Genomic DNA, 20,241 nt, shown 5'->3' on the forward strand with positions numbered 1-20,241 from the left:
GACCTCCTATCTTTTAATCTTCTGATTTTTTGACTTCCCATTTATTGGATAAGAAAATAAGAGCTATGAGAAAAAGAAAAATGAAAATTAAAATAAATATCATACTTTGTATCATACCATCAGATTGTAAAAAATCAATATTTCTTGAACTTGATAAAAGTAACATTTCAGAAAATCTTCCGCAGATTCCCCATGGAAGAAAAGTCCAAATACCATCGCCCAATCCTGTTAAAAGGAGTGCGGAAAGCAGACTGCCTATAATCCCTAGCCCCAAGCTGTAGCCTTTGCCGCCAATAAAAAAGCTCATGATGTAATGCAGGAAATATAAAGGGATCACGCTAATGGATAAGAGCAATGCAGTTTTTATATAAAAAAAGATATTAAAAGCTGTGAACCCCAATAGGCTAAAACCAATCCCAAAACCAACTAACGCAAGCAGAGATGAACAAAAGCCAAATATAATAAGCCATATCAGTTTCGTGATATGAGGTACATATTTTGGTGTTGCAGTGGATAAAAGCATTTGGAAAGCTCCTGCCTTTTGTTCCGATTCAGCCAAAATTGAAGTGATGATTCCAATTAAAACAGGAAAGGTGACAGATAGTATTTGAATATATGCTAACAGTTTATCCAATTCACTCCAAGGTGAAAAGGAATAATACCATACAAACAGAACAATTCCGATCACAGGTACAATGAAATGAATCAGCAATAGGGGAGAATGACGGAATTTATATAAATCAGATTTTAAGCTACTATAAAAAGACATTATTTTACCTCCCTATGATGAAACCACAATGTAGTTATGGCCGAGAAGAGTAAATACAACGCAACTGTTATTACAATACCTGTAAAAACAACAGAGGTGTCGCCTAAATGATTTCCTGCTTCAAGCGGTAAACCATTCGGTTGAACTTTAATAATAGGGGCCATTAACCTTGCTGGAATTGCAAATGGAACATACCACAATCTTGTCGCTGCAAAAAAGATACCAAATCCCATATTACAAAGCAAACTTAGCATAATTGAGAAAAAAGAAGCAATCTTTTCACTAATAAACATAAAAAAAGGTATTTGCCATGCAAAAGTTAAAAATAGAACCAAACTTGCTATGAAGCTATTTAAGAAGGGGATTGATACACCAATGCCCGTTCCAACAGCTGATAGAACGATAAAAAATATTATATTTGTAAAAAGTAACAAGATAGTGTTCATAACAAGCTGTGAAATCCATAACTTTTTTTTGTCAATAGAAACAGAAAATAAACCATGATGATTGTGCTTTTTCTCCGCAGAAACCGTAAAGGATACGATCATTGAAAGAGCACCCGGTAAAATCATGGTATACCACCAGTTAAATGCACCTTCCACAAAGAATTGGCCACCCATTAGAATAATTACAAGAGCAATTGCAACCAATGGGCCTAACCAAAGCAACTTTAAATTAAAACGATGCTTTTGTTTTAGAAATTCCGATTTTAAATAATTAACCATTATAAGCACCTGACTTTCTTACAACTTCCATAAAGAGACTTTCCAAATCCTCATTTTTATGGATTGAATCCTCATACCAAAGTTTCCCATTCGCTATAATGCCAATATCATCTGCTATTTGTTCTACCTCAGACAATATATGACTTGATAAAATAACGCTTATGCCTTTTTGTGGAAAGGACAAAATAAGTTCTCTTAAATCCTGTATGCCAATCGGGTCAAGTCCGTTTGTTGGTTCATCAAGGATTAACAGCGTTGGATTGTTTAAAAGTGCCATAGCTATACCCAGTCTTTGCTTCATACCCATTGAAAATTGTCCTGATTTTTTCTTACCTGTGTTAGTAAGTTCTACAATTTCAAGCACTTCTTTTATTCTGCTATTTGGCAAATTATATAGCAACGCTCTAACTTTCAAGTTTTCAAATGCTGTTAAATTTTCATAAATAGGTGGAGACTCAATTAAAGCACCAATATTCGATAAATTTTTTCTTTTCCAATGCTTGCCGTTAAAATAAATCTCACCTGATGATGGCTGTATCATACCTGTTATCATTTTAAGCAATGTAGATTTACCTGCACCATTCGGCCCAAGCAAGCCATAAATGCTATTTTTTCTAACGGTAATTGAAATATTATCATTTGCTTTTTGTTTTTTGAAGTTTTTGCATAAATCTTTTGTAGTTAATATGTTTTCCATATAAATATCCTCTTTTCTTTATGATGCTTTAAGAATAAAAGACATTTATAAAGAAAGTATAAAGATTTTAAAAATTTGCTTTACAGTGGTGTTTGACACAATTTTAAAAGAATGCCATCAAGGTTAGCGATGGCTAATTAATAAATATTAGCGAGACATTTAGTTCATATTTTTATGAACTTGCTTATTTAGAAGGGAATGAAACATAATGGGTTTATTATATAATGCCGATCAAATCGTTGTATTAGCAGATGGAAAGATTGCAGAGGCTGGGAAACATGAAGATTTAATAAAAAGAAAAGGATTATACAAGGAATTCCTACAAGTCAGAAAGGAGGCAGTTGGATGGAGCTTAGAAAAAGAGGTGAGCGGCCTGTAGATTAGTTTTGGTGGGATGACGAACGGATGGAACCCTTTTGGTATTAAGAGGAAATAAATAAAAATTTGACAGCAGTTCTCATTCACAAGATAACACAGAGAAATAGGAAATTACCTATTGAAACAAGATCAGCCGCCGATATATTAATTAAGTATAATAAAAGGGTTATTGAAACTGCTCTAATAAAGAACAATAGAATGTGGGTGATTAAATGGAGATCAATGGAGTTACAGCGACTCAATTTAGAGGGGTTTCCAGGTCTGGTAAAGCTGCGGAAATAGGCTTACCGAATTTGAATGATGTTAACGCATATACAGAGAAGAAAACAGATACGAGAGAATCAGAATATAAGAAAGCAATCATTGAGCAAGCGATTAAAGATCAGTCGAGAGGAAAGTTTCAAAATGAATCACAGGGGTTTAATCAACTTCTGAAACGTTATGTTTCAGAAGTATCTCCGGATAGAAAGGGAATTATCACACAAGGCTTAAGAGCGATAAATAAAAATAGGATCAATATAGATAAACCTTTAGACATCTTAGCATTATTATTGGATGGTAAAGTGAAATACCAAGATTCAGGGATAGACAGTCCTTATATTGAATTTTATGATAGCAATGGAGAAATGGTTGCAACCTATTCCAATAATGGGTGGACTATGTTTGATACGAAAGCAGAAACCGGACGTCGGATTGAGATGTGTTCAATATACAATAAGGCATGGGGAAATGCAGCTAAAAAGAGTCAGGAAGCAGGCGGTTGCCCTGTATCTTTTTCTGAAAGCCAATCTGATTCAGAATCAGCTATTGACCTGAAAGCATAGCAAAGATCATAAAGAAGATACAAGGCTGCCAATTCATTTATGTTTCCAAAGAAACGCTGAAGATTGGCAGTCTTTTTTGTAAGTTAGAGAGTATATTGGTATTTTGGAGTAAATTTGAGTTATAATAATGAAATTATAAAGATAAGTAAAGGAAATTAAAAGAATGAGGGAGATAGAAAAGAGAAGAAGCATTCGTAACTATTTAAATAAAAAGGTGGAAAAGGAAAAACTGATGCAAGTACTGGAAGGTGCCAGACTGGCACCTTCCGGCAGCAACACGCAACCTTGGAGATTTATTATTATTGAAGCAGAGGAGACAAAGGAAAAGCTGGCTATGGCAGATCATCAACAAGAATGGATGGTGGCGGCACCGATTTTTATTGTATGTGTAGCAGATATTCGAAGTCGAATTTCTATGGATACCGATATTACACTGAATGAGAACAGCTCTGAACCGGAGTTAAAGCAAATTATCAGAGATACAGCCATTGCAATGGAACATATTTTGCTTGAAGCAGAAAATCTGGGCTTATCTACTTGTTGGACTGCTTGGTTTGAGCAGGAGGCTGTTCGACCGATTTTAAATATTCCGGAGGATAAATATGTGTGTGGAATCATTACGCTGGGATATGGCGACGAAAAGCCAAAGCAGCGGCCTAGAAAAAAGATAGAAGAAATTGTGAGATATGAGACATGGCAGTAAGGGATACTTTATATTAGATTGGGGTTACTATGATTAGAAAATTTAAAAACGAAGATTTAGAAATAATAATGGAGCTATGGTTAAATACAAATATACACGCGCACGATTTTATTGCTGAGGATTATTGGAGAAATAATTTTGAATTGGTTAAGGGCATGCTTCCGTGTGCAGAACTCTATGTTTGCGAAATTGAGAACGAAATTAAGGCTTTTGTGGGAATTGATAATGGGTACATAGCCGGAATATTTGTATCGGGGGAAATGCAGTCGAAGGGACTCGGCAAACAATTGCTTGAAAAAGCAAAAGAGCTTTATGCTTCCCTTAGTTTAAACGTTTATAAAAAGAATGTAAAAGCCGTCCATTTTTATCAGAGAGAAAACTTTGTAATTGAAAAAGAACAAGTGGATGAAAATACGGGAGAGCTTGAATATTTCATGGTATGGAGTAAATAAGAAATACCACACTATTTTACTTTTATTTATGATAATGGAGCTTATAAAATTGAATTACAGATTACAAGTTGACAGGCTTTTTTATATGTTGTATACTAGGTTTACAAATAAAATAATAGACATAATTCAGGTGGCCGGACGCAGCAAACAGCCGGCATAATAGGGAAGCAGGTTAAAATCCTGCGCGGTACCGCCGCTGTATAAGAGGAGTTTTTTCAAAGATACCACCGGTCATTCGGGAAGGTTGGAAAAATGCTGATGCTTGAGCCAGAATACCTGCCTGAATGGGTTTTTGCAAGTCCTGCGTGTTTACGGGACGCGCAAAGTTTATATACAGCAGACTGCTAAACGGCGGACAAGCGGTATAGCAATCAGCTTCAGCAGAAGAATACGGGACTGCAGTTGTCAGGAGTGACAGCGGCAGTCCTTTGTTGTTCCCAAAAATCAAGGCAGGAGGTCTTACAATGAAAAAAATAGCAATATACGGAAAAGGGGGAATCGGCAAGTCAACGACGGTAGCAAATGTTTCCGCAGCACTCTCCAGAGAAGGAATTCGAGTGATGCAGATTGGATGCGACCCCAAATCTGATTCAACCGTTAATTTGACAGGAGGACAACGGATTCCCACAGTGCTCGATGTCATAAGAGAAAAGGGGGAAAAGACAAAACTGGAGGATATTACCTTTGAGGGAAGCTTTCAAGTAATCTGCGTCGAAGCAGGAGGACCGATGCCCGGAACCGGTTGTGCAGGAAGGGGAATTATTGCAGCATTTGAAAAGCTGGAAGAATTGAGGGCATATGAAATCTACAGACCGGATATCATCTTGTATGACGTACTGGGAGACGTGGTTTGCGGCGGGTTTGCAATGCCGATTCGGAACGGCTATGCAGATCGTGTCTGTGTTGTGACCTCAGGTGAGATGATGTCCTTATATGCAGCAGGTAATATTGCCAGTGCGGTTCGCTCATACGGTGCGAGAGGCTATGCCGAAATGGGAGGTCTGATCTTGAACAAAAAAGGCATTGAAGGCGAGGAAGAAATCGTGAGAAAAGCAGCAGACGAAATGGAGACGACAGTGCTTTTTACGGTGGAACGGGATCAGACTGTGCAAAAGGCAGAAGCGGTACATAAAACGGTCGTCGAAGCATTCCCGGAAAGCAGACAGGCAGAAGCATATCGAAGCTTGGCATTCAAGCTTCTTGAAGAATAGAGGTGAAGCGATGCGACTGAAACGATTATCAGAAATTCAGAGCAGCAAGGATATCTTTGGCGATTGCAGTGCCATCTCCTGCGGCGTTTTTTGCCCCACCTTCGGCGTTTCTGTCTGTGCTCCCTTGATACAGGATGGAGCCGTTCTGATTGTAGGAACTCCCGAATGTACATGGTATGCGAAAAACAGCAGCATTTACCATGCAATAGACCCGGGCTGGGATCGGTTTTACTGCTGTGCGATGGAAGAGCAGGATATTACCTTTGGAGAGAATGGCGCTATCATAAAAGCAATTTGCGACATTGCAGCGGAGTCTGACATCCATTGCATCTTCTTGGCGAGCACCTGCGTTCCGGAAATCATAGGAGACGATTTGGAAGCCATTGCAAAAGCTGGCGAAAAACTATCAGGAATCCCAGTCCTTCCTGTACGCATTGCACATTATGACCATAAATGCAATGAATTCGGAGTCGCCGTTTCCCGCACTTTGGAATCATTGGGAAGCTTAATGGAAGCACAGCCGAAACAGCCGAAAACGGTAAATCTTCTTGGAAGAAACTTTCACTCCGCTGTGGATGGCTCTCTGAGAGATACGGAATTGGTAAAGCTGCTCCAAACGCATGGGATTGCAATACAAAGAATTCTTCCGGATCGTTGCAGTACCTCAGAACTTAAAAAAGCCCCATCTGTGGCTCTCAATATTGTGACAAACGAAGTGGGGCGTGAGCTTGCATACTATATGGAAAAACATTTTGGAATTCCATATGTCCTCTTTGAGCCTTCTTTCGATTTGGATTATATAAGAGCCGGTTATGACAAATTGCAGAAGTGCCTCGGCATTTCCATGGAGCAGGAACTTTGCGGACGGAAGCGTGAGGCAAAAGCTGCAATCCATAACGGCAGACGTCTTCTTCAAGGGAAGTCTTTCATCAACGGAGGTAGACCGCCGGATGCCTTTGAAGCAGCAGAGTTTCTTGCAGAAATGGGAATGAAACCGCTTCTTATCCATGCATACAGACTGTGTGAAAACAGCAGCAAAAGGATAGAAAAAATACTGCAAAGAGGGTGGAACCCATATGTAAATTATGTGGCAAACCCAGAAGGGGCTGCTGCGTTGACGGAAGAACTTGCACCGGATATTTACATAGGGCATGGCGATGCAGAACGCTTGATTGATAGGGGAATCAAGCAAATTGAGATGTTGCTTCCTCCCGGAAAGCTCGGTTACGAAGCCATCGTTTACGCAGTATCCGCTTTGACCGGAGTTGGAAGGAGGGAATTCATTTGAAGCTTTATAAGAACTATCCAGTCCCGTCCGACCGAATGGGACTCCTATGGACACTAAGCGGAATCAAAGATCTAGTTTTGGTTGAATTCGGACCGGAAGGAACTACAAGATACTTGTTGGAATCCTTAAAGTATTTCGGAGAAGAGGCAAACGCCAAAATATTTACCACGATGATGGATGAAGATGTCGTCATCATGGGCAATGCCGAAAGGCTTCGAAAGACACTGGTCGAGGTAGATGAAATGTATTCCCCTGAGTATATATTTGTGGTGGAGTCCTCCGTAGGAGCCGTCATCGGAATGGATATAGAGGGCTTATGCAGAGAGTTTCAGCAGTCGGTAAAAGCCAAGCTTCTTTCTGTCAAGGGGGGCGGACTTTCCGGAATCTGGACGACAGGCGTTGAAGAAGCTTTGAGTATGCTCGCAGAGATTGCAGAAGAAAAGATAAGTGAAAAAGAAAATTACAATATTCTGGGATGCTGTGCCGATGAACTGAATCATAAAGCGGAAGCAGATGCAATCACAGCCATGATGGAAAAAGCGTTTGCGCTTAAGGTAAATTGTATCTTATCTGCTTCTGCATCGATAGAAGACTGTAAAAAGATGGGGAAATCCGCATTGAATGTCGTATTGCGCAAAGAAGCCTTGCCGGCGGCTCAGACTCTCGAAAAAAAATTTGGAACACCGTATGTGTACGGAAGGCCTTATGGATTAGACGGAACACAGAGCTGGCTTGAAGAAATGGAAGAAAAGCTCGGGAGAGAAGGGAATTGGAAGGCTGTGAACGTAGAAATGGAAGCGTTAAGATCACTTATTTTACAGCTGAAGCAGAAGATAGAACACGGAGCTGTAAGAAAACTCGTTATAAGCGGGCATTCGGAAACGGTAAAGGGATTAACTGCATTTGCTTCTTTGGAACTAGGCTTACCGGTTCTTTATTTGAAAAGTGCATGGAGCGCTCCAAAGGAGGAGGCAGCTGTGACAGAAGAAGAATACCGGCACCTGCTGGAAGAGAGCGGAACCTTTGTACTGGTAGACGGACTGCACAGCAGGCTCGCAGATGAGAAGAGGAGAATTCAGACCGCACATCCGATCTTAGAAGGAATAACGGTTCCTCAGCCCGGATTGATGGGAATCAAAGGAGCCGCGTATATTGTAAGAAAGCTGATTGATTTATAAAGATATATATGTGTTCATTTCAGGAAAAGTAGAAGATTAAAACAGGAGGTTTAAAAGAAAATGAAAAAAAGAATCCTTATTTTATTGGCCATAGTGATTTTAGTTGCAATGCCCGCTACCGGCTGTGTGGGACAACAGAAGAAGACAGATGTTTTAGGGGAAGACGGTAATAACGCTGAAAGGACAATCACCGATTTAGCAGGAAATACAGTAAAGATACCGGTACCAGAAAAAATAGATCGCGTAGTTATCATCGCACCGCCGTTGTTATCGACCTATATCAGTACAGCACAAGACCCGAAGAAGCTGGTCGGGGTACACCCTACCGCTTTTAACGACGCAAATCAGGAGCTTCTTGATCTCATGGTGCCAAACAACAAAAAAATTAATACAACCTTTCTCACAGGCTACGAATCCAATGTGGAAGAGCTTTTGAAACTGGATCCGGATATCGTTCTCGTATATGGTGAGGCGCAGAAGAAAGGGCTGGAAAACATCCAGATTCCGGTGGTCGACTTTTTTATAAAAAATCAGATCAATGAGGATTGGTCTGTTCAAATCGATGAGCTTATGCGAGAAATCTTTTCATTAGATGGAGACAATTCTCTGCAAAAGGAATGGGATATAGCCAACCAAAATGTAGCACAGATCCTTTCAGAAGCAAAGGAGAAGGAAACGCAAAAAGGGCTGATGATTATGAGTAATACCGAAGATAAGGTTATGGTGAGAGGTGCAGGTTCTTACGGAGATGACTGGCTTTTGAAAAGCGGACTTTCCAATGTTGCATCCGAACTTACAGGAGATAACATTGAGGTGACGATGGAGCAGATCTATCGATGGAATCCAGATATCATTTATGTATTCAGAGGCTTGCCCGCTGATGACTATTTGTCAGGCACCATCAAAGGTCAGGATTGGTCGCAGACAGCGGCTTTCAAAAACGGAAGAATCTATGATATACCGAAAGGGATGATCAATTGGGGAACGCCGTGTGCCGATTCGCCGCTTATGATTCAATGGCTGGTGAGCAAGAACTTTCCGGACAAGCTCAGTATAAAAGATTTTACTTCCGTTATGAAGGAATTTTACAAGAGTCGTTATGGAATCGATATGACGGATGAGCTTGCAGATTCCATCTTAAATCCAAATGAGGGGAAATCAGCGTCATTATGATAAAATCAAAAAATAGAACCTCCTTTTTTTTCTTACTGACGGTGCTTCTTTTTCTCTTTGCGTTCCTATCTTTGTTTTTAGGAAGGTACTATGTGGAACCAGAGCAAGTTTTAAAGATTCTATGGGAAAGCTTGTGGGGAAACTCGGAAAACAGTGTGTATAAAACGGTAGTATGGGATATCCGGCTGCCGAGAGTGCTTTTAGTTATGTTGGTAGGCTCCGGATTATCTGCATCAGGAGCTGCCTTTCAAGGCTGCTTTCACAATCCACTTGTAAGTCCGGACATACTTGGAGTAAGTGCAGGCGCAGGGTTTGGAGCAGCACTGGGAATTTTGCTTACATCGGGAGTCAATGGATTGACTGCCGGAATGGCTTTAGGCTTTGGGCTTTTCAGTGTAGTTTTGAGCTGGACGCTTGCGAAATTGAAAAGCGAGGCGACGATTTTGTCTCTGGTGTTGTCAGGAATTATCGTGTCAGCCGTATTCAATGCTTTGATTTCATTGGTAAAATTTGTAGCTGATACAGATTCCCAGCTACCCGCTATTACTTTTTGGCTGATGGGGAGCTTTTCAAATACCACCTTTGAGGATTTGGGAAAGGTATTTGCTCCCATTGCGTTCGGAATCGGAATCTTAGTGCTGATTCGCTGGCGTATCAATGTATTGACACTCGGAGATGAAGAAGCCGAAGCATTGGGCATCAATCCTGGCAAGGCAAGGTTAATCATTGTGGCAGCCGTTACAATGATTACGGCTTCATCTGTTATGGTAGCGGGCATTGTAGGCTGGGTGGGACTGATTATCCCCAATTTATCGAGGATGCTTGTCGGTGCAGATTATAAACACCTTTTACCTGCTTCCTGTCTTCTTGGAGCTGTTTTCCTGGCCCTTGTTGACTTTACAGCACGTGTATTGACACCGTCGGAAATACCGATCGGCATTTTGACCGCGCTCATAGGGGCTCCCTTTTTTGCGCTGGTTTATAAAAAGACGGAGGAAATCTAAAATGGAGCTGGAAATTAAGAATGGATGCTTCGGGTATACGGCGGATAATCCGATACTGGAGAAGATATCCTTTAAGCTGGGTCAAGGGAAAATAATGACAGTACTTGGACAGAATGGCACAGGAAAAACAACGCTGCTCAAGTGTTTGATGGGGCTTTTAAAATGGCAAAGCGGACAAACTTTAATTGACGGTAAGCCTTTTTATTCCATGAAGGAATGTGAAGGAATCGGATTTGTACCGCAGGCGCATAAAACAGTTTTTCCTTTTACGGTGTCGGAGATGACAGCTATCGGAAGAGCAAGGCACATCTCTGTGTTTGGAACACCTTCTAAAACAGACAGTGAAAAGGTAATGCATGCACTGGAAACAGTAGGTATCTCTCACCTGAAAGATCGTCTCTGTTCCCAGCTGAGCGGCGGACAGTTACAGTTGGTTTACATTGCAAGGGCACTTGCAAATGAACCAAAGCTTCTTATCATGGATGAACCGGAATCTCACCTGGATTTTAAAAACCAGATGCTTATATTAAAATTAGTTCAAAAATTAAAAATAGAAAAAAAAATTTCCTGCATCATAAATACGCACTATCCGGAGCATGCTATTCGGATATCCGATGATACGTTGCTATTAGGGCACAGAAGCTATATTTATGGAGAAAGCAGTGAAATCATATCAGAAAAAAATATAAAGAAATTTTTTGAGGTAAATGCCAGAATTTTTTCCGTGCCGGAGCTGTCGGCAAACACAAAAGTGTTTACGGTGATCGATTAGAACAGGAGGAAATCGTATGAAAGTCAGCAACAAAAAGATTCAAGAAGTTTGGGACGAGCATGCAGGGGAATATAATACCGTGCATAATGTTTCCGCGGATGCGGAGCGCGAGGAATGGAAGAACATCCTGAAACGCTATATCGGAGAGAATATTGCTCAAAGGGTACTCGATATTGGTACGGGAACAGGGTTCTTGGCATTTGCGGCGGAAGAGATTGGCTATCGCTGCACAGGAGTTGACCTGGCACCAAAAATGATTAATATAGCAAAAGATTTTGCAAAGAAGAATGGTTTTGAAACAGAACTTCAGACCGCAGACTGGAGCAATCTGCCCTTCCAAGACGACAGCTATGAGGCTGTCATAAATCGTTGTATTGTATGGACGCTTTTTACTCCGCAGAAAACACTGAGTGAGTGGAAAAGAGTCCTGAAACCGCAAGGAAAGCTTTTATGCTTTTGTCCGGCAAGCAGCTTAGAGGGGAAGATACAACCGGATCATTATGAAAAAGAGATAGAGGAACAGCTTCCCTTAAAGAATGCGTCTCCGGAACAGCTTTGTAAAACACTCACAGATTGCGGCTATAGTGAGGTGGAGATTCTTGAGTTAAAAGAACTGGGAAAAGATGATATTTTTGGAGGTTGGTATCTGCTGAAAGGAGTAAAGCAGTGATCGACAAGACGGAAGAAGACTCGTGCAATTGCAATCGTTTTCTTGATGATGTATAATACACTTATGAAAAAAAATGTAAATAAGGTAATCGGTGAATATATAAAAATGATAGAAAAAATTGCGAATGGGAGAACAAACATCCTGAATTTTGGTGAGGGATTGGTGTTTTATAGGGGCGAAATTCACATGATAAAGATGATAGGAGACGCCCCTGGAATCCACATATCAGAAATCGCAAGGAATTTTAATATTACCCGTGCTGCCGTAGCGAAGACTGTTTTAAAGCTGGAGAAGAAAAGAATTCTTATAAGAGAGACGGATGCAGCCGATAAAAAGATACTTCGACTGTATTTGACAGAAAAAGGTGAGGAAGCTTATCTGGCTCATCAAAAATACCATCAGGATTTTGACGGTCCGCTGTTTGACTATCTGGACCAGCTGGAAGAAGATCAGCTCGCAATTGTGGAAGCGTTTTTGGAAAAAGCAAATGAGCAGATAGACCATCATTTTTAACGAATGACTGGAAAATCCAACTTAGGCTTGAGCCGGTACGTTTTTGACGGATTGAAATCAGCAAGGTGAAAAGTTGAATTAAAATACAGAGTGGTAAGAAATACAGCTGTCATTTTTCGCCGCTCTGTTTTTGCTTACAGATTCATGAAGGATTGTCTGCTGTAAAAGCAAGCATTGCCAGAGAGCCATTCAATAAAGAGAAAATTATGCCATATAAAATAGAGAGGTAATGAAGATGTGCAAGTATGAATCCTTTCCCACGAAATGGAAAGAAATCTTACAGAAAGTAACGGACTTTGGCGGGAATGCGAAAGAGCTTATCGTTGAACCTTGTGCTACGAAAGAAGAGATTGAGGAGAAAGAAAAAAGTCTGGGATTTGCTTTGCCTTCTTCGTTTAAAGAAATATTGATGCATTTTTCAAGACATGCTGAATTTAGGTGGTCTTTACCGGAAAGTGCAAATCTGCCGCATGTATTCAGAGAGATTTTTTCGGGTGAGATAGGATGGAATATAAACTGGATTGAAGATTTAACTGCATTTGGCTCACAAATAGAAGCTTATAATGGAATTGATTCAGAGTTGAAGAACAAATTAAAGTTTTTTGATGTAAGAAACGGAGATTTACTGGCTTTTGACATGGAATCATCTCAGACAGAACCAAATGTTGTTTATTGGAGCCATGAGGGGGAAGGTGTATTCTTCCTTGCAGAATCGTTTTTATCTTATCTGAGCAAGATTACCGACTTATATGGAATTGGCAGTGAAATATGGCAGATGGAGCCTTTTATAGATGAAAATGGGCTAAACAGTAATGGTGAGAATGCATTTAAATGGAAAAAGTGGTTTGATACGTTCGCAGCGCTGTCGATTGAAGAAGGAGAAAGGGATTTAGAAAGCCTGATTCAATACATCGAGTATCATGGGACATTAGAAAAGCGAGAGTTAAAGGCACTGAAAGCATATGATAAAAATGACGTGTTTCAAACTGTAATGGCAAGATTACAGAGAGTGGACGAATCTCAAAAAGAAATCTTAATCCGAGTGATTGGAGAAAGCGTAGGTTCGTTCGCATCGGACTGGGTCAAATTACTTTGGAAAGAGGAAACAGAAATAAAACCAGAACATCGATCCTATCTTACTTCTAGATGTTTCCCTGAAGAAGAAGGATTAAGTAAGGTTACAGCTTATGTGGAAAGTTTATTCATTGAAAAAATAAACAGTCATGAAGCGAAAAAGCACCTTTGCTGGTTTCGGAATGATAAAATTCTTGAATGGATAAAAGGATACATATCAAGCGCTACAACGAAAGAGCAATGGTATGATTTATTTGCCTGTTCTAACCCTAGTTGGAAGGAGATTGAAGAATGGTTCCTGCTGGGAGGAAAATATCGGAGAATTGCGATAAATGCATTGGAATATATGGTAGACTCATGGAACTCCACATATATTAAGAGCAACTATAAAATCTGCAATCCGCCGGAAAAAAAAGAAATTCTCTATTTTTTAGAAAAAGAGAAAGAGAAAGAAACCTTAAATATAAAAAAACGAATTTTTGAAAAGATAATACAAAACATCGACTTCATCCTATAATGAATTTAAACAGAACATTAAAAGAAAATGTAATGAATTATAAAAAATAATAAGAAGAAAGTCTTATTATTTTTTCTTTTATTTTGGTATAATATTATCAATCTTGTCTTTTAAATTTCCAGAATATATTAAAATACAAATGTGGGAAATACCGCAAGCAAGTGAGGGGGTCGCTGATTTGCTAAACTTTTTATATGCGGAGGTAAATATTGTAGGAAGTATGGTTTTACTTCTTATGATAACAAACTGGAATAAAAACAGCTTCAGAAACCTGCCTGTTGACCAAAAGATATTTAACGGTGTTATGCTTTTAAATTTACTTATTTTTCTGCTCGATACGGGGATGTGGCTGACAGATGGAATGTCTTTGCCGATTTTGAAATCGATTAATTATGTGGTGACGACATTGTACTATCTATTCAACCCGTTGATCTGCCTTTTATGGATACTATATACGGATTTTAAGATTCATGAAAGTAAGTCTGATTTGTTGAAGCGTATATGGATTTACGCGATTCCAATATCCATATCTACAGTGATTACTCTTGTAACTCCATTAACAGGATGGTTTTTTGTTATTGATGAAAATAATAATTACATGCGGGGACCTTGGTTTCTGGTCATGGCATCTATATCCTTGTTATATTTACTATGTGCATGTGGAATGTCTTTGAAAGATATTGTAAAAAATGGGTGGGAAGCAAGCAAAGAGGTGAACCTTCCTTTGTTGATTTTTCCCATTGGAGTCATTGCTGCAGTAATCATTCAGATTAAATTTTTTGGGCTTTCTATTATATGGGTCTGTACGATGCTGGCATGTACAAACATCTATATTAGAATACAGAATGCAGAAATTGCAACCGATTACTTGACTGGTTTATATAATCGAAGGCGTCTCGATCAGCATCTTCGGCGGAAAATTAGGGCAAAACGTACAGGTTGCCTTCTGTTTGCTGTCATTTTGGATTTAGACGAATTCAAGAAAATTAATGATATTTATGGACATATGGAAGGGGATTGTGCTCTGGTTAAAACAGCGGAGATTCTTCGATATTCTTGCAAAAGAAGTGAAGATTTTATTGCCAGGCTGGGCGGTGACGAATTTATTATTGTAGGAGAACGCTCCAATTTCGATGAAATTGAGCAGTTCATAGACACACTTTACTCAAATGTGGCAGAGTATAATAAAAGTTACCAGTCGGAATATACTTTATCGTTGAGTATGGGCTATTCCGTCTTTCATGAGACAGATACAGAAGATTCTTTTTTGGCAGCGGTGGATCAGAAAATGTACCACTGCAAACAAGATCATAAGAATGCTCAATAAAAGATGGCATCAAGCTTTTGGCGTTTTGCTGCTCGACTAAAATGAATCTTGTGATAGGATTTTAAAAAGAATTTATATTTCTTTGCAGAAAGCGGAATATAATATATAGCTGGAATAATTTGATGTTGAAGGGGAGAGATAAAATGACAGCTTGGATTACGGCAATTTTAATTGGTTGGAAACTGAATGAAAAAACAAGTGTGTCGATTGCTGGTGCAGTCATATTTATTTTAATATTTTTGACGGCATTTTTGGCTTATCTTATTGCAGAACGCTTACTTTTAAAAGCATTGAAAGTAATTGTTGTGCAGAGCAAAACAAAATGGGATGATATTTTACTTGAGCATCATGTTTTTGAACGTATGGTGCTGATTATTCCTGCTCTTGTCATTTATGTTTTTGCACCGATGTCAGTTTACGGGCAGGCGTGGCTTCATAAGCTTGCCGTGTGTTTTTTAGTATTTGCATTGCTTCAAACGTTTGATAAATTTCTTAATGCGGCAAACGAAATGTATAAGAAGAGTGAAGCTGCGAAAACTCGTCCGCTGAAAGGACTTTTACAGGTGCTGAAAATTACGGCCTATGCAATTGGTTTGATAATCATTGTAAGTTTGATTATGGATCGTTCCCCTACAATTATATTAGGGGGAGTTGGAGCTGCAAGTGCAGTGCTTCTATTGATTTTTAAGGATACTCTTTTAGGATTCGTTGCAAGCATTCAGTTGACAGAAAATGATATGGTCAGATTGGATGACTGGATTGAAATGCCTGTGCATGGCGCGGATGGTGCGGTGACTGACATCTCTCTTCACACTGTAAAAGTGGAAAACTGGGATAAAAGCGTGACGACCATTCCGACGTATGCTATGGTTTCTGAATCATTTAAAAATTGGAGAAGTATGCAGGAAATGGGCGGCCGCCGAATTAAACGTGCTGTGAACATAGACATAACGAGTGTTCAATTTTGTACGAAAGAGAAATTAGAAAAATACCGTGAAATTCAATATATTTCTGAATACTTGTCACAAAAAACAGAGGAACTTCAAGAATATAATCAAAAGCATGTGAAGTCATCCAACAGAGTAAACGGACGCCATCTGACCAATCTGGGAATCTTCCGCATTTATTTGGAAAAGTACCTAAGGAATCATCCTCACATTCATCAGAAAATGACGAGGCTGGTAAGGCAGTTAGAACCCACGGAACATGGTATCCCGATTGAATTATATGTTTTTACTAATACGACAGACTGGAATGCCTATGAAGCGATTCAAGCGGATATATTCGATCACATACTTGCAGTTATTCCTGAATTTGATCTTCGGATTTTCCAGAATCCGACTGGACATGATTTAGCGAAACTTTATATTACAGATATACGGACAGAAAGTCAATAGATAGAAATCGAGCTGTTTTAGTTGAAATTTAAAAATAAATGATTCTTTCCAATTTATCGTCGATGAGTTGGAAGTTAGGAGAAACGAAAAATGGACAAGTACGATAAAATAGATGAGCTGCTGGAAGAAACTTGCTATATCGTCGATTTTCTTCCTCAGCGAGTGCCAAAGAATAGTGAAGGACAGTATTTTAAGATAGAAGAATATTTTCGTAAGAATGGTGAAATGGCTAAATTATATCAAAAATTTGCTGATATTTTATTAAAGATAAATTGTTATTATGATTTTGATGTGAGTTACCGTGGGAGTTGGACAAAAAATCCACTTCCTGAAGAATTAGCGGACTGGATCAAAGAATGTACGTTTGGAAAAAAGGATTACATGAATATTCTTATTGAAGATGAAAGCACTATGATTGTTGTAAATGGTGATGATTTGTATTTGAGTTGTTATAACCTCAACGAAAAAATGAAATCATTATTAGGAAAATTAGCAGCGGCAGAAGGCTTATTTTTATGGAACACAAAAGAGGATGAATTGTGATTGAGTGTGAATTTCCCCTTTCAATAACAGGCGTAATCGACGCATCGTGATTGAATTATTTAAGTTGGTATTATATAATCTGCGTATTGGATTAGCTTGTTAAAGGAGGAATAAAATGAGATATAATTTTGATGAAATTATAGAAAGAAGAAATACAAATGCTGTAAATGTTGAAGGCTTTCGAGGATATATATTCGGTGAATATCCGGAAATCGATTTTCCATTTAAAGATGATGAATTTGTCCGAATGTGGGTTGCGGACATGGAATTCGCTACGCCTCCAGAAATTTGCCAAGCGATTAAAGATAGAGTGGACAAAAAGATTTTTGGATATACCATGGTCTATGACTCTGCCTATTACGAGGCCTTCCGTGAATGGTGCCAAAAATTATATGACTGGAGCTTTCCAAAAGAAGAATTGATTTTTTCACAAGGAATTATACCAGCACTATATGAATTAATCGGAGATTTGGTTGGAGAGGATGAGAGCGTACTCATTACAACTCCTGCATATGGCTTTTTTCAACATGCGGCTAAATTCAATAATAGAGGATTGGTGTTCTCGCCACTAAAAAATGAAGATGGCTATTTTTCTATTGATTTCGATAATTTTGAAAAGAAAGCTTCCGATCCGAATGTAAAATTGTTACTATGGTGCAATCCACATAATCCAACCGGGAGAGTATGGAGTGAAGAAGAGTTAAAGAGACTTGCTGAGATCATAGAAAAAAATGATTTGTGGGTGATTTCTGATGAGATTCATTGTGATTTACTCCGTACAGGAAAGAAACATATCCCTCTTGGTAAAGTCATGAAAGACTACAAAAAGCTAGTGACCTGCATGGCAGCAAGCAAGACGTTTAATATGGCCGGAATGATGTTTTCCAATATCATAATAAGAGATGAAGAATTGAGAAAAACATTTCGCCGGCATGATAGAACAGCAGGAAATATCAATCCACTCTCTTTAGCAGCAAATCAAGCAGCTTATGAAAAAGGAGGGGAATGGCTGGAGCAGTTAAAATTTTATCTGGACGGAAATTTTGAATTCCTTAAAGCGTTTCTTAGAGAAAATGTCCCTGGGGCTGTTTTTAAGATTCCGGAATCTACTTACCTTGCATGGGTGGATTTTAATCAATGTCTGCCAGATGTAGAGAATCTGCCATTGTTTTTTGCGAAGGAAGCCGGTGTGCTTCTTGAAGGGGGAAATAAGCTGTTTGTGGACAACGCCAAAGGCTTTGTGAGATTGAATTTGGCTATGCCACGCTCTATACTTAAAGAGGGTGTCGGAAGAATAGCTGATGCAATTAAAAATTATAAAAATCAATAACAATTTGCTTACGTATATTGAAAATGTTTCTATCTTTTAATAAAGTCTTTACGGGATTTAAGGAGGTATAATTTTGAAACGATATGATATGGTTGTTGTAGGAAGCGGCGCAGGTTTGATGGTTTTAGAAGAAGCTTTGAATCAGGGATTGGAATGTGCAATCATTGAGAAAGCAAAATTTGGCGGAACTTGCCTGACCAAGGGTTGCATTCCATCTAAAATGCTAGTGTATCCTGCCGATTTTATTCGGGAAATGGAACGATCGAGCCGAATTGGAATCACTTCATACCCCCCTCAAATTGAATGGAATACCATTTCTAAAAGAATGTGGGGGCAAATTGATTTTCATAAAAAAATAGAAAGCAATTTATTAAGCATGCCCAATCTCACCGTATATAAGGGGAACGGTACTTTTACAGGGCACGACAGTATGGCAGTCCGATATGAGGACGGGTCTCCTGATGATGTGATTTGCGGAGATAAATTCATTGTTGCCGTAGGGGCAAGAAGTTTTGTTCCTCCATTTGAGGGATTAGAAAGAAGTGGATACATCACTTCAGAAACCTTTTTTGGAGAAAAATTTCCGAAAAAACCGTGGAAAAGCTTAGTTATTATTGGCGGTGGTGCGATCAGTATGGAGTTTGCACATATTTTTTCTTCCTTCGGAACAAAAGTAACGATTATAGTACGTTCAGGTCGGATCTTGAGCAAAGAAGAAGAGGAGATTTCTGCATTTACAGCAAAGCAATTTGCGACAAATGGAGTGGACATTCTTACGGATTCTTCGGTTCTGTCAGTTTCAAAGGATCAGGATGGAAAGTGCGTAACGGTGGAGAATCGGCTTACAAAAGAGAGGACAGTCGTGGAGTGCGAAGAAATCTTTGTTGCTTCCGGCGTTCAATCCAATGCAGATACCTTATCTTTGGAACATACAGATGTGCAACTTGATGAGAGAGGGTGGATTCGTACGAATTCTTATTTAGAAACATCTCAGAAAAATATTTGGGCATTGGGCGATGTAAATGGAAAATATCAGTTTCGACATAAAGCAAATTATGAAGCAATGATTTTGAGTCAAAATTTATTTGGAAGTGAGAAAAAAGAGGCTGGTTACAATGCGGTTCCTTGGACTATTTTTACACATCCTCAAATCGCACATGTGGGATTGACAGAAAAGGAAGCACAGGAGAAAGAAATTCCGTATAAAACAGCGAAAAATTACTATTCTGAGGTTGTTGGCGGAATTGCGATGGGTTACAGCAAGAAAGATGAAGATAATGGGTTTATTAAAATAATTGTCGGTGAGGATAAAAAGATATTGGGAGTGCATATTGTCGGACCGCAAGCAGCGGTTTTATTACAGCCTTTTGTGTATTTAATGAACGAAGGCTATGAATGCGGAAAAAAGGCGGAAGCGTTTGCAGATAAGAAAGGAATTGAAGGGCTTCGGACGCTGTGCCCTCATCTAGGCACCTATACACCGATTCGTGATTCTATGGTCATTCATCCTTCGTTGAATGAATTAACTGCTTGGGTATTCGAAAAATTAGCTTAGATTTTAGAATGTTTCAAGTTAATTTACAATAAGGTGTATAAAAGGGGTTTAGAGATGAATAAAAAATTATTGGTGCTGTTCGTTATCGTGCTATTCTTTATTTTGATAAAATCTAATGTAGGCGGTTTGTAAGTGCAGTTC

At 39.1% G+C, this 20,241-nt stretch carries 21 protein-coding genes and 1 riboswitch; of the genes, 18 read left to right on the forward strand and 3 right to left on the reverse strand.

The annotated features are described in order from the left end of the window. Positions 1-13 precede the first annotated feature (13 nt). The 3 genes from U5921_RS13205 to U5921_RS13215 are packed head-to-tail and all read right to left on the reverse strand — an operon-like array spanning position 14 to position 2,191. Entirely contained in the window at positions 14-769 is a 756-nt protein-coding gene (locus U5921_RS13205) for a lantibiotic immunity ABC transporter MutG family permease subunit (protein ID WP_324823926.1), read from the reverse strand. Then, positions 769-1,494 (reverse strand): lantibiotic immunity ABC transporter MutE/EpiE family permease subunit, encoded by a 726-nt coding sequence (locus U5921_RS13210; RefSeq protein WP_324823927.1) that lies wholly within the window; start codon positions 1,492-1,494, stop codon positions 769-771. The genes U5921_RS13205 and U5921_RS13210 overlap by 1 nt, the downstream gene beginning before the upstream one ends. After that, positions 1,487-2,191, reverse strand: coding sequence for a lantibiotic protection ABC transporter ATP-binding protein (locus tag U5921_RS13215; RefSeq protein WP_324823928.1), 705 nt, complete (start codon positions 2,189-2,191; stop codon positions 1,487-1,489). Before U5921_RS13215 ends, U5921_RS13210 begins: the two co-directional genes overlap by 8 nt. A gap of 208 nt (positions 2,192-2,399) precedes the next feature. Between U5921_RS13215 and U5921_RS13220 the strand changes: the two genes are divergently transcribed. The 18 genes from U5921_RS13220 (at position 2,400) to U5921_RS13305 (ending at position 20,100) form a co-directional block, all read left to right on the forward strand. Next, a complete protein-coding gene (locus tag U5921_RS13220; RefSeq protein WP_324823929.1) occupies positions 2,400-2,570 on the forward strand; it encodes a hypothetical protein in 171 nt (56 codons plus the stop codon). Positions 2,571-2,781: 211 nt separating this feature from the next. Continuing rightward, a complete protein-coding gene (locus tag U5921_RS13225) occupies positions 2,782-3,393 on the forward strand; it encodes a hypothetical protein (RefSeq protein ID WP_324823930.1) in 612 nt (203 codons plus the stop codon). Between the two features lie 163 nt (positions 3,394-3,556). Further along, a complete protein-coding gene (locus U5921_RS13230; protein ID WP_324823931.1) occupies positions 3,557-4,096 on the forward strand; it encodes a nitroreductase family protein in 540 nt (179 codons plus the stop codon). A gap of 29 nt (positions 4,097-4,125) precedes the next feature. Next, positions 4,126-4,548, forward strand: a complete 423-nt coding sequence (locus tag U5921_RS13235; RefSeq protein WP_324823932.1) for a GNAT family N-acetyltransferase — start codon at positions 4,126-4,128, stop codon at positions 4,546-4,548. Between the two features lie 111 nt (positions 4,549-4,659). Further along, a riboswitch (cobalamin riboswitch) is annotated at positions 4,660-4,847 on the forward strand. Between the two features lie 165 nt (positions 4,848-5,012). Further along, entirely contained in the window at positions 5,013-5,759 is a 747-nt protein-coding gene (locus U5921_RS13240; protein WP_324823933.1) for a nitrogenase iron protein NifH, read from the forward strand. A 10-nt stretch (positions 5,760-5,769) separates the two neighbouring features. Continuing rightward, on the forward strand, positions 5,770-7,047 hold the full coding sequence (locus tag U5921_RS13245) for a nitrogenase component 1 (RefSeq protein WP_324823934.1): 1,278 nt from the start codon (positions 5,770-5,772) through the stop codon (positions 7,045-7,047). Beyond that, positions 7,044-8,225, forward strand: a complete 1,182-nt coding sequence (locus tag U5921_RS13250; protein ID WP_324823935.1) for a nitrogenase component 1 — start codon at positions 7,044-7,046, stop codon at positions 8,223-8,225. The genes U5921_RS13245 and U5921_RS13250 overlap by 4 nt, the downstream gene beginning before the upstream one ends. Positions 8,226-8,285: 60 nt before the next feature. Beyond that, entirely contained in the window at positions 8,286-9,398 is a 1,113-nt protein-coding gene (locus tag U5921_RS13255; RefSeq protein WP_324823936.1) for an ABC transporter substrate-binding protein, read from the forward strand. Further along, positions 9,395-10,402 carry an iron ABC transporter permease gene (locus tag U5921_RS13260; protein ID WP_324823937.1) on the forward strand — a complete coding sequence of 336 codons (1,008 nt, stop codon included), beginning with the start codon at positions 9,395-9,397 and terminating at the stop codon, positions 10,400-10,402. Before U5921_RS13255 ends, U5921_RS13260 begins: the two co-directional genes overlap by 4 nt. 1 nt (position 10,403) lies before the next feature. Beyond that, positions 10,404-11,174, forward strand: a complete 771-nt coding sequence (locus tag U5921_RS13265) for an ABC transporter ATP-binding protein (RefSeq protein ID WP_324823938.1) — start codon at positions 10,404-10,406, stop codon at positions 11,172-11,174. A 16-nt stretch (positions 11,175-11,190) separates the two neighbouring features. Continuing rightward, positions 11,191-11,844, forward strand: coding sequence for a class I SAM-dependent methyltransferase (locus U5921_RS13270; RefSeq protein WP_324823939.1), 654 nt, complete (start codon positions 11,191-11,193; stop codon positions 11,842-11,844). A 63-nt stretch (positions 11,845-11,907) separates the two neighbouring features. Beyond that, entirely contained in the window at positions 11,908-12,357 is a 450-nt protein-coding gene (locus U5921_RS13275; protein ID WP_324823940.1) for a MarR family winged helix-turn-helix transcriptional regulator, read from the forward strand. 235 nt (positions 12,358-12,592) lie between these two features. Then, complete coding sequence (locus U5921_RS13280; RefSeq protein ID WP_324823941.1) at positions 12,593-13,948, forward strand: SMI1/KNR4 family protein; 1,356 nt, start codon at positions 12,593-12,595, stop codon at positions 13,946-13,948. 178 nt (positions 13,949-14,126) lie between these two features. Beyond that, entirely contained in the window at positions 14,127-15,275 is a 1,149-nt protein-coding gene (locus tag U5921_RS13285) for a GGDEF domain-containing protein (protein WP_324823942.1), read from the forward strand. Between the two features lie 143 nt (positions 15,276-15,418). Further along, positions 15,419-16,672: a mechanosensitive ion channel family protein gene (locus U5921_RS13290; protein ID WP_324823943.1), complete on the forward strand. Its 1,254-nt coding sequence runs from the start codon at positions 15,419-15,421 to the stop codon at positions 16,670-16,672. A gap of 90 nt (positions 16,673-16,762) precedes the next feature. Beyond that, on the forward strand, positions 16,763-17,215 hold the full coding sequence (locus tag U5921_RS13295) for a hypothetical protein (protein ID WP_324823944.1): 453 nt from the start codon (positions 16,763-16,765) through the stop codon (positions 17,213-17,215). 115 nt (positions 17,216-17,330) lie between these two features. After that, a complete protein-coding gene (locus U5921_RS13300; protein WP_324823945.1) occupies positions 17,331-18,545 on the forward strand; it encodes a MalY/PatB family protein in 1,215 nt (404 codons plus the stop codon). 73 nt (positions 18,546-18,618) lie between these two features. Then, complete coding sequence (locus U5921_RS13305) at positions 18,619-20,100, forward strand: NAD(P)/FAD-dependent oxidoreductase (protein ID WP_324823946.1); 1,482 nt, start codon at positions 18,619-18,621, stop codon at positions 20,098-20,100. Positions 20,101-20,241 lie beyond the last annotated feature (141 nt).

The organism is Sinanaerobacter sp. ZZT-01 (assembly GCF_035621135.1).
Lineage (GTDB): Bacteria > Bacillota > Clostridia > Peptostreptococcales > Anaerovoracaceae > IOR16.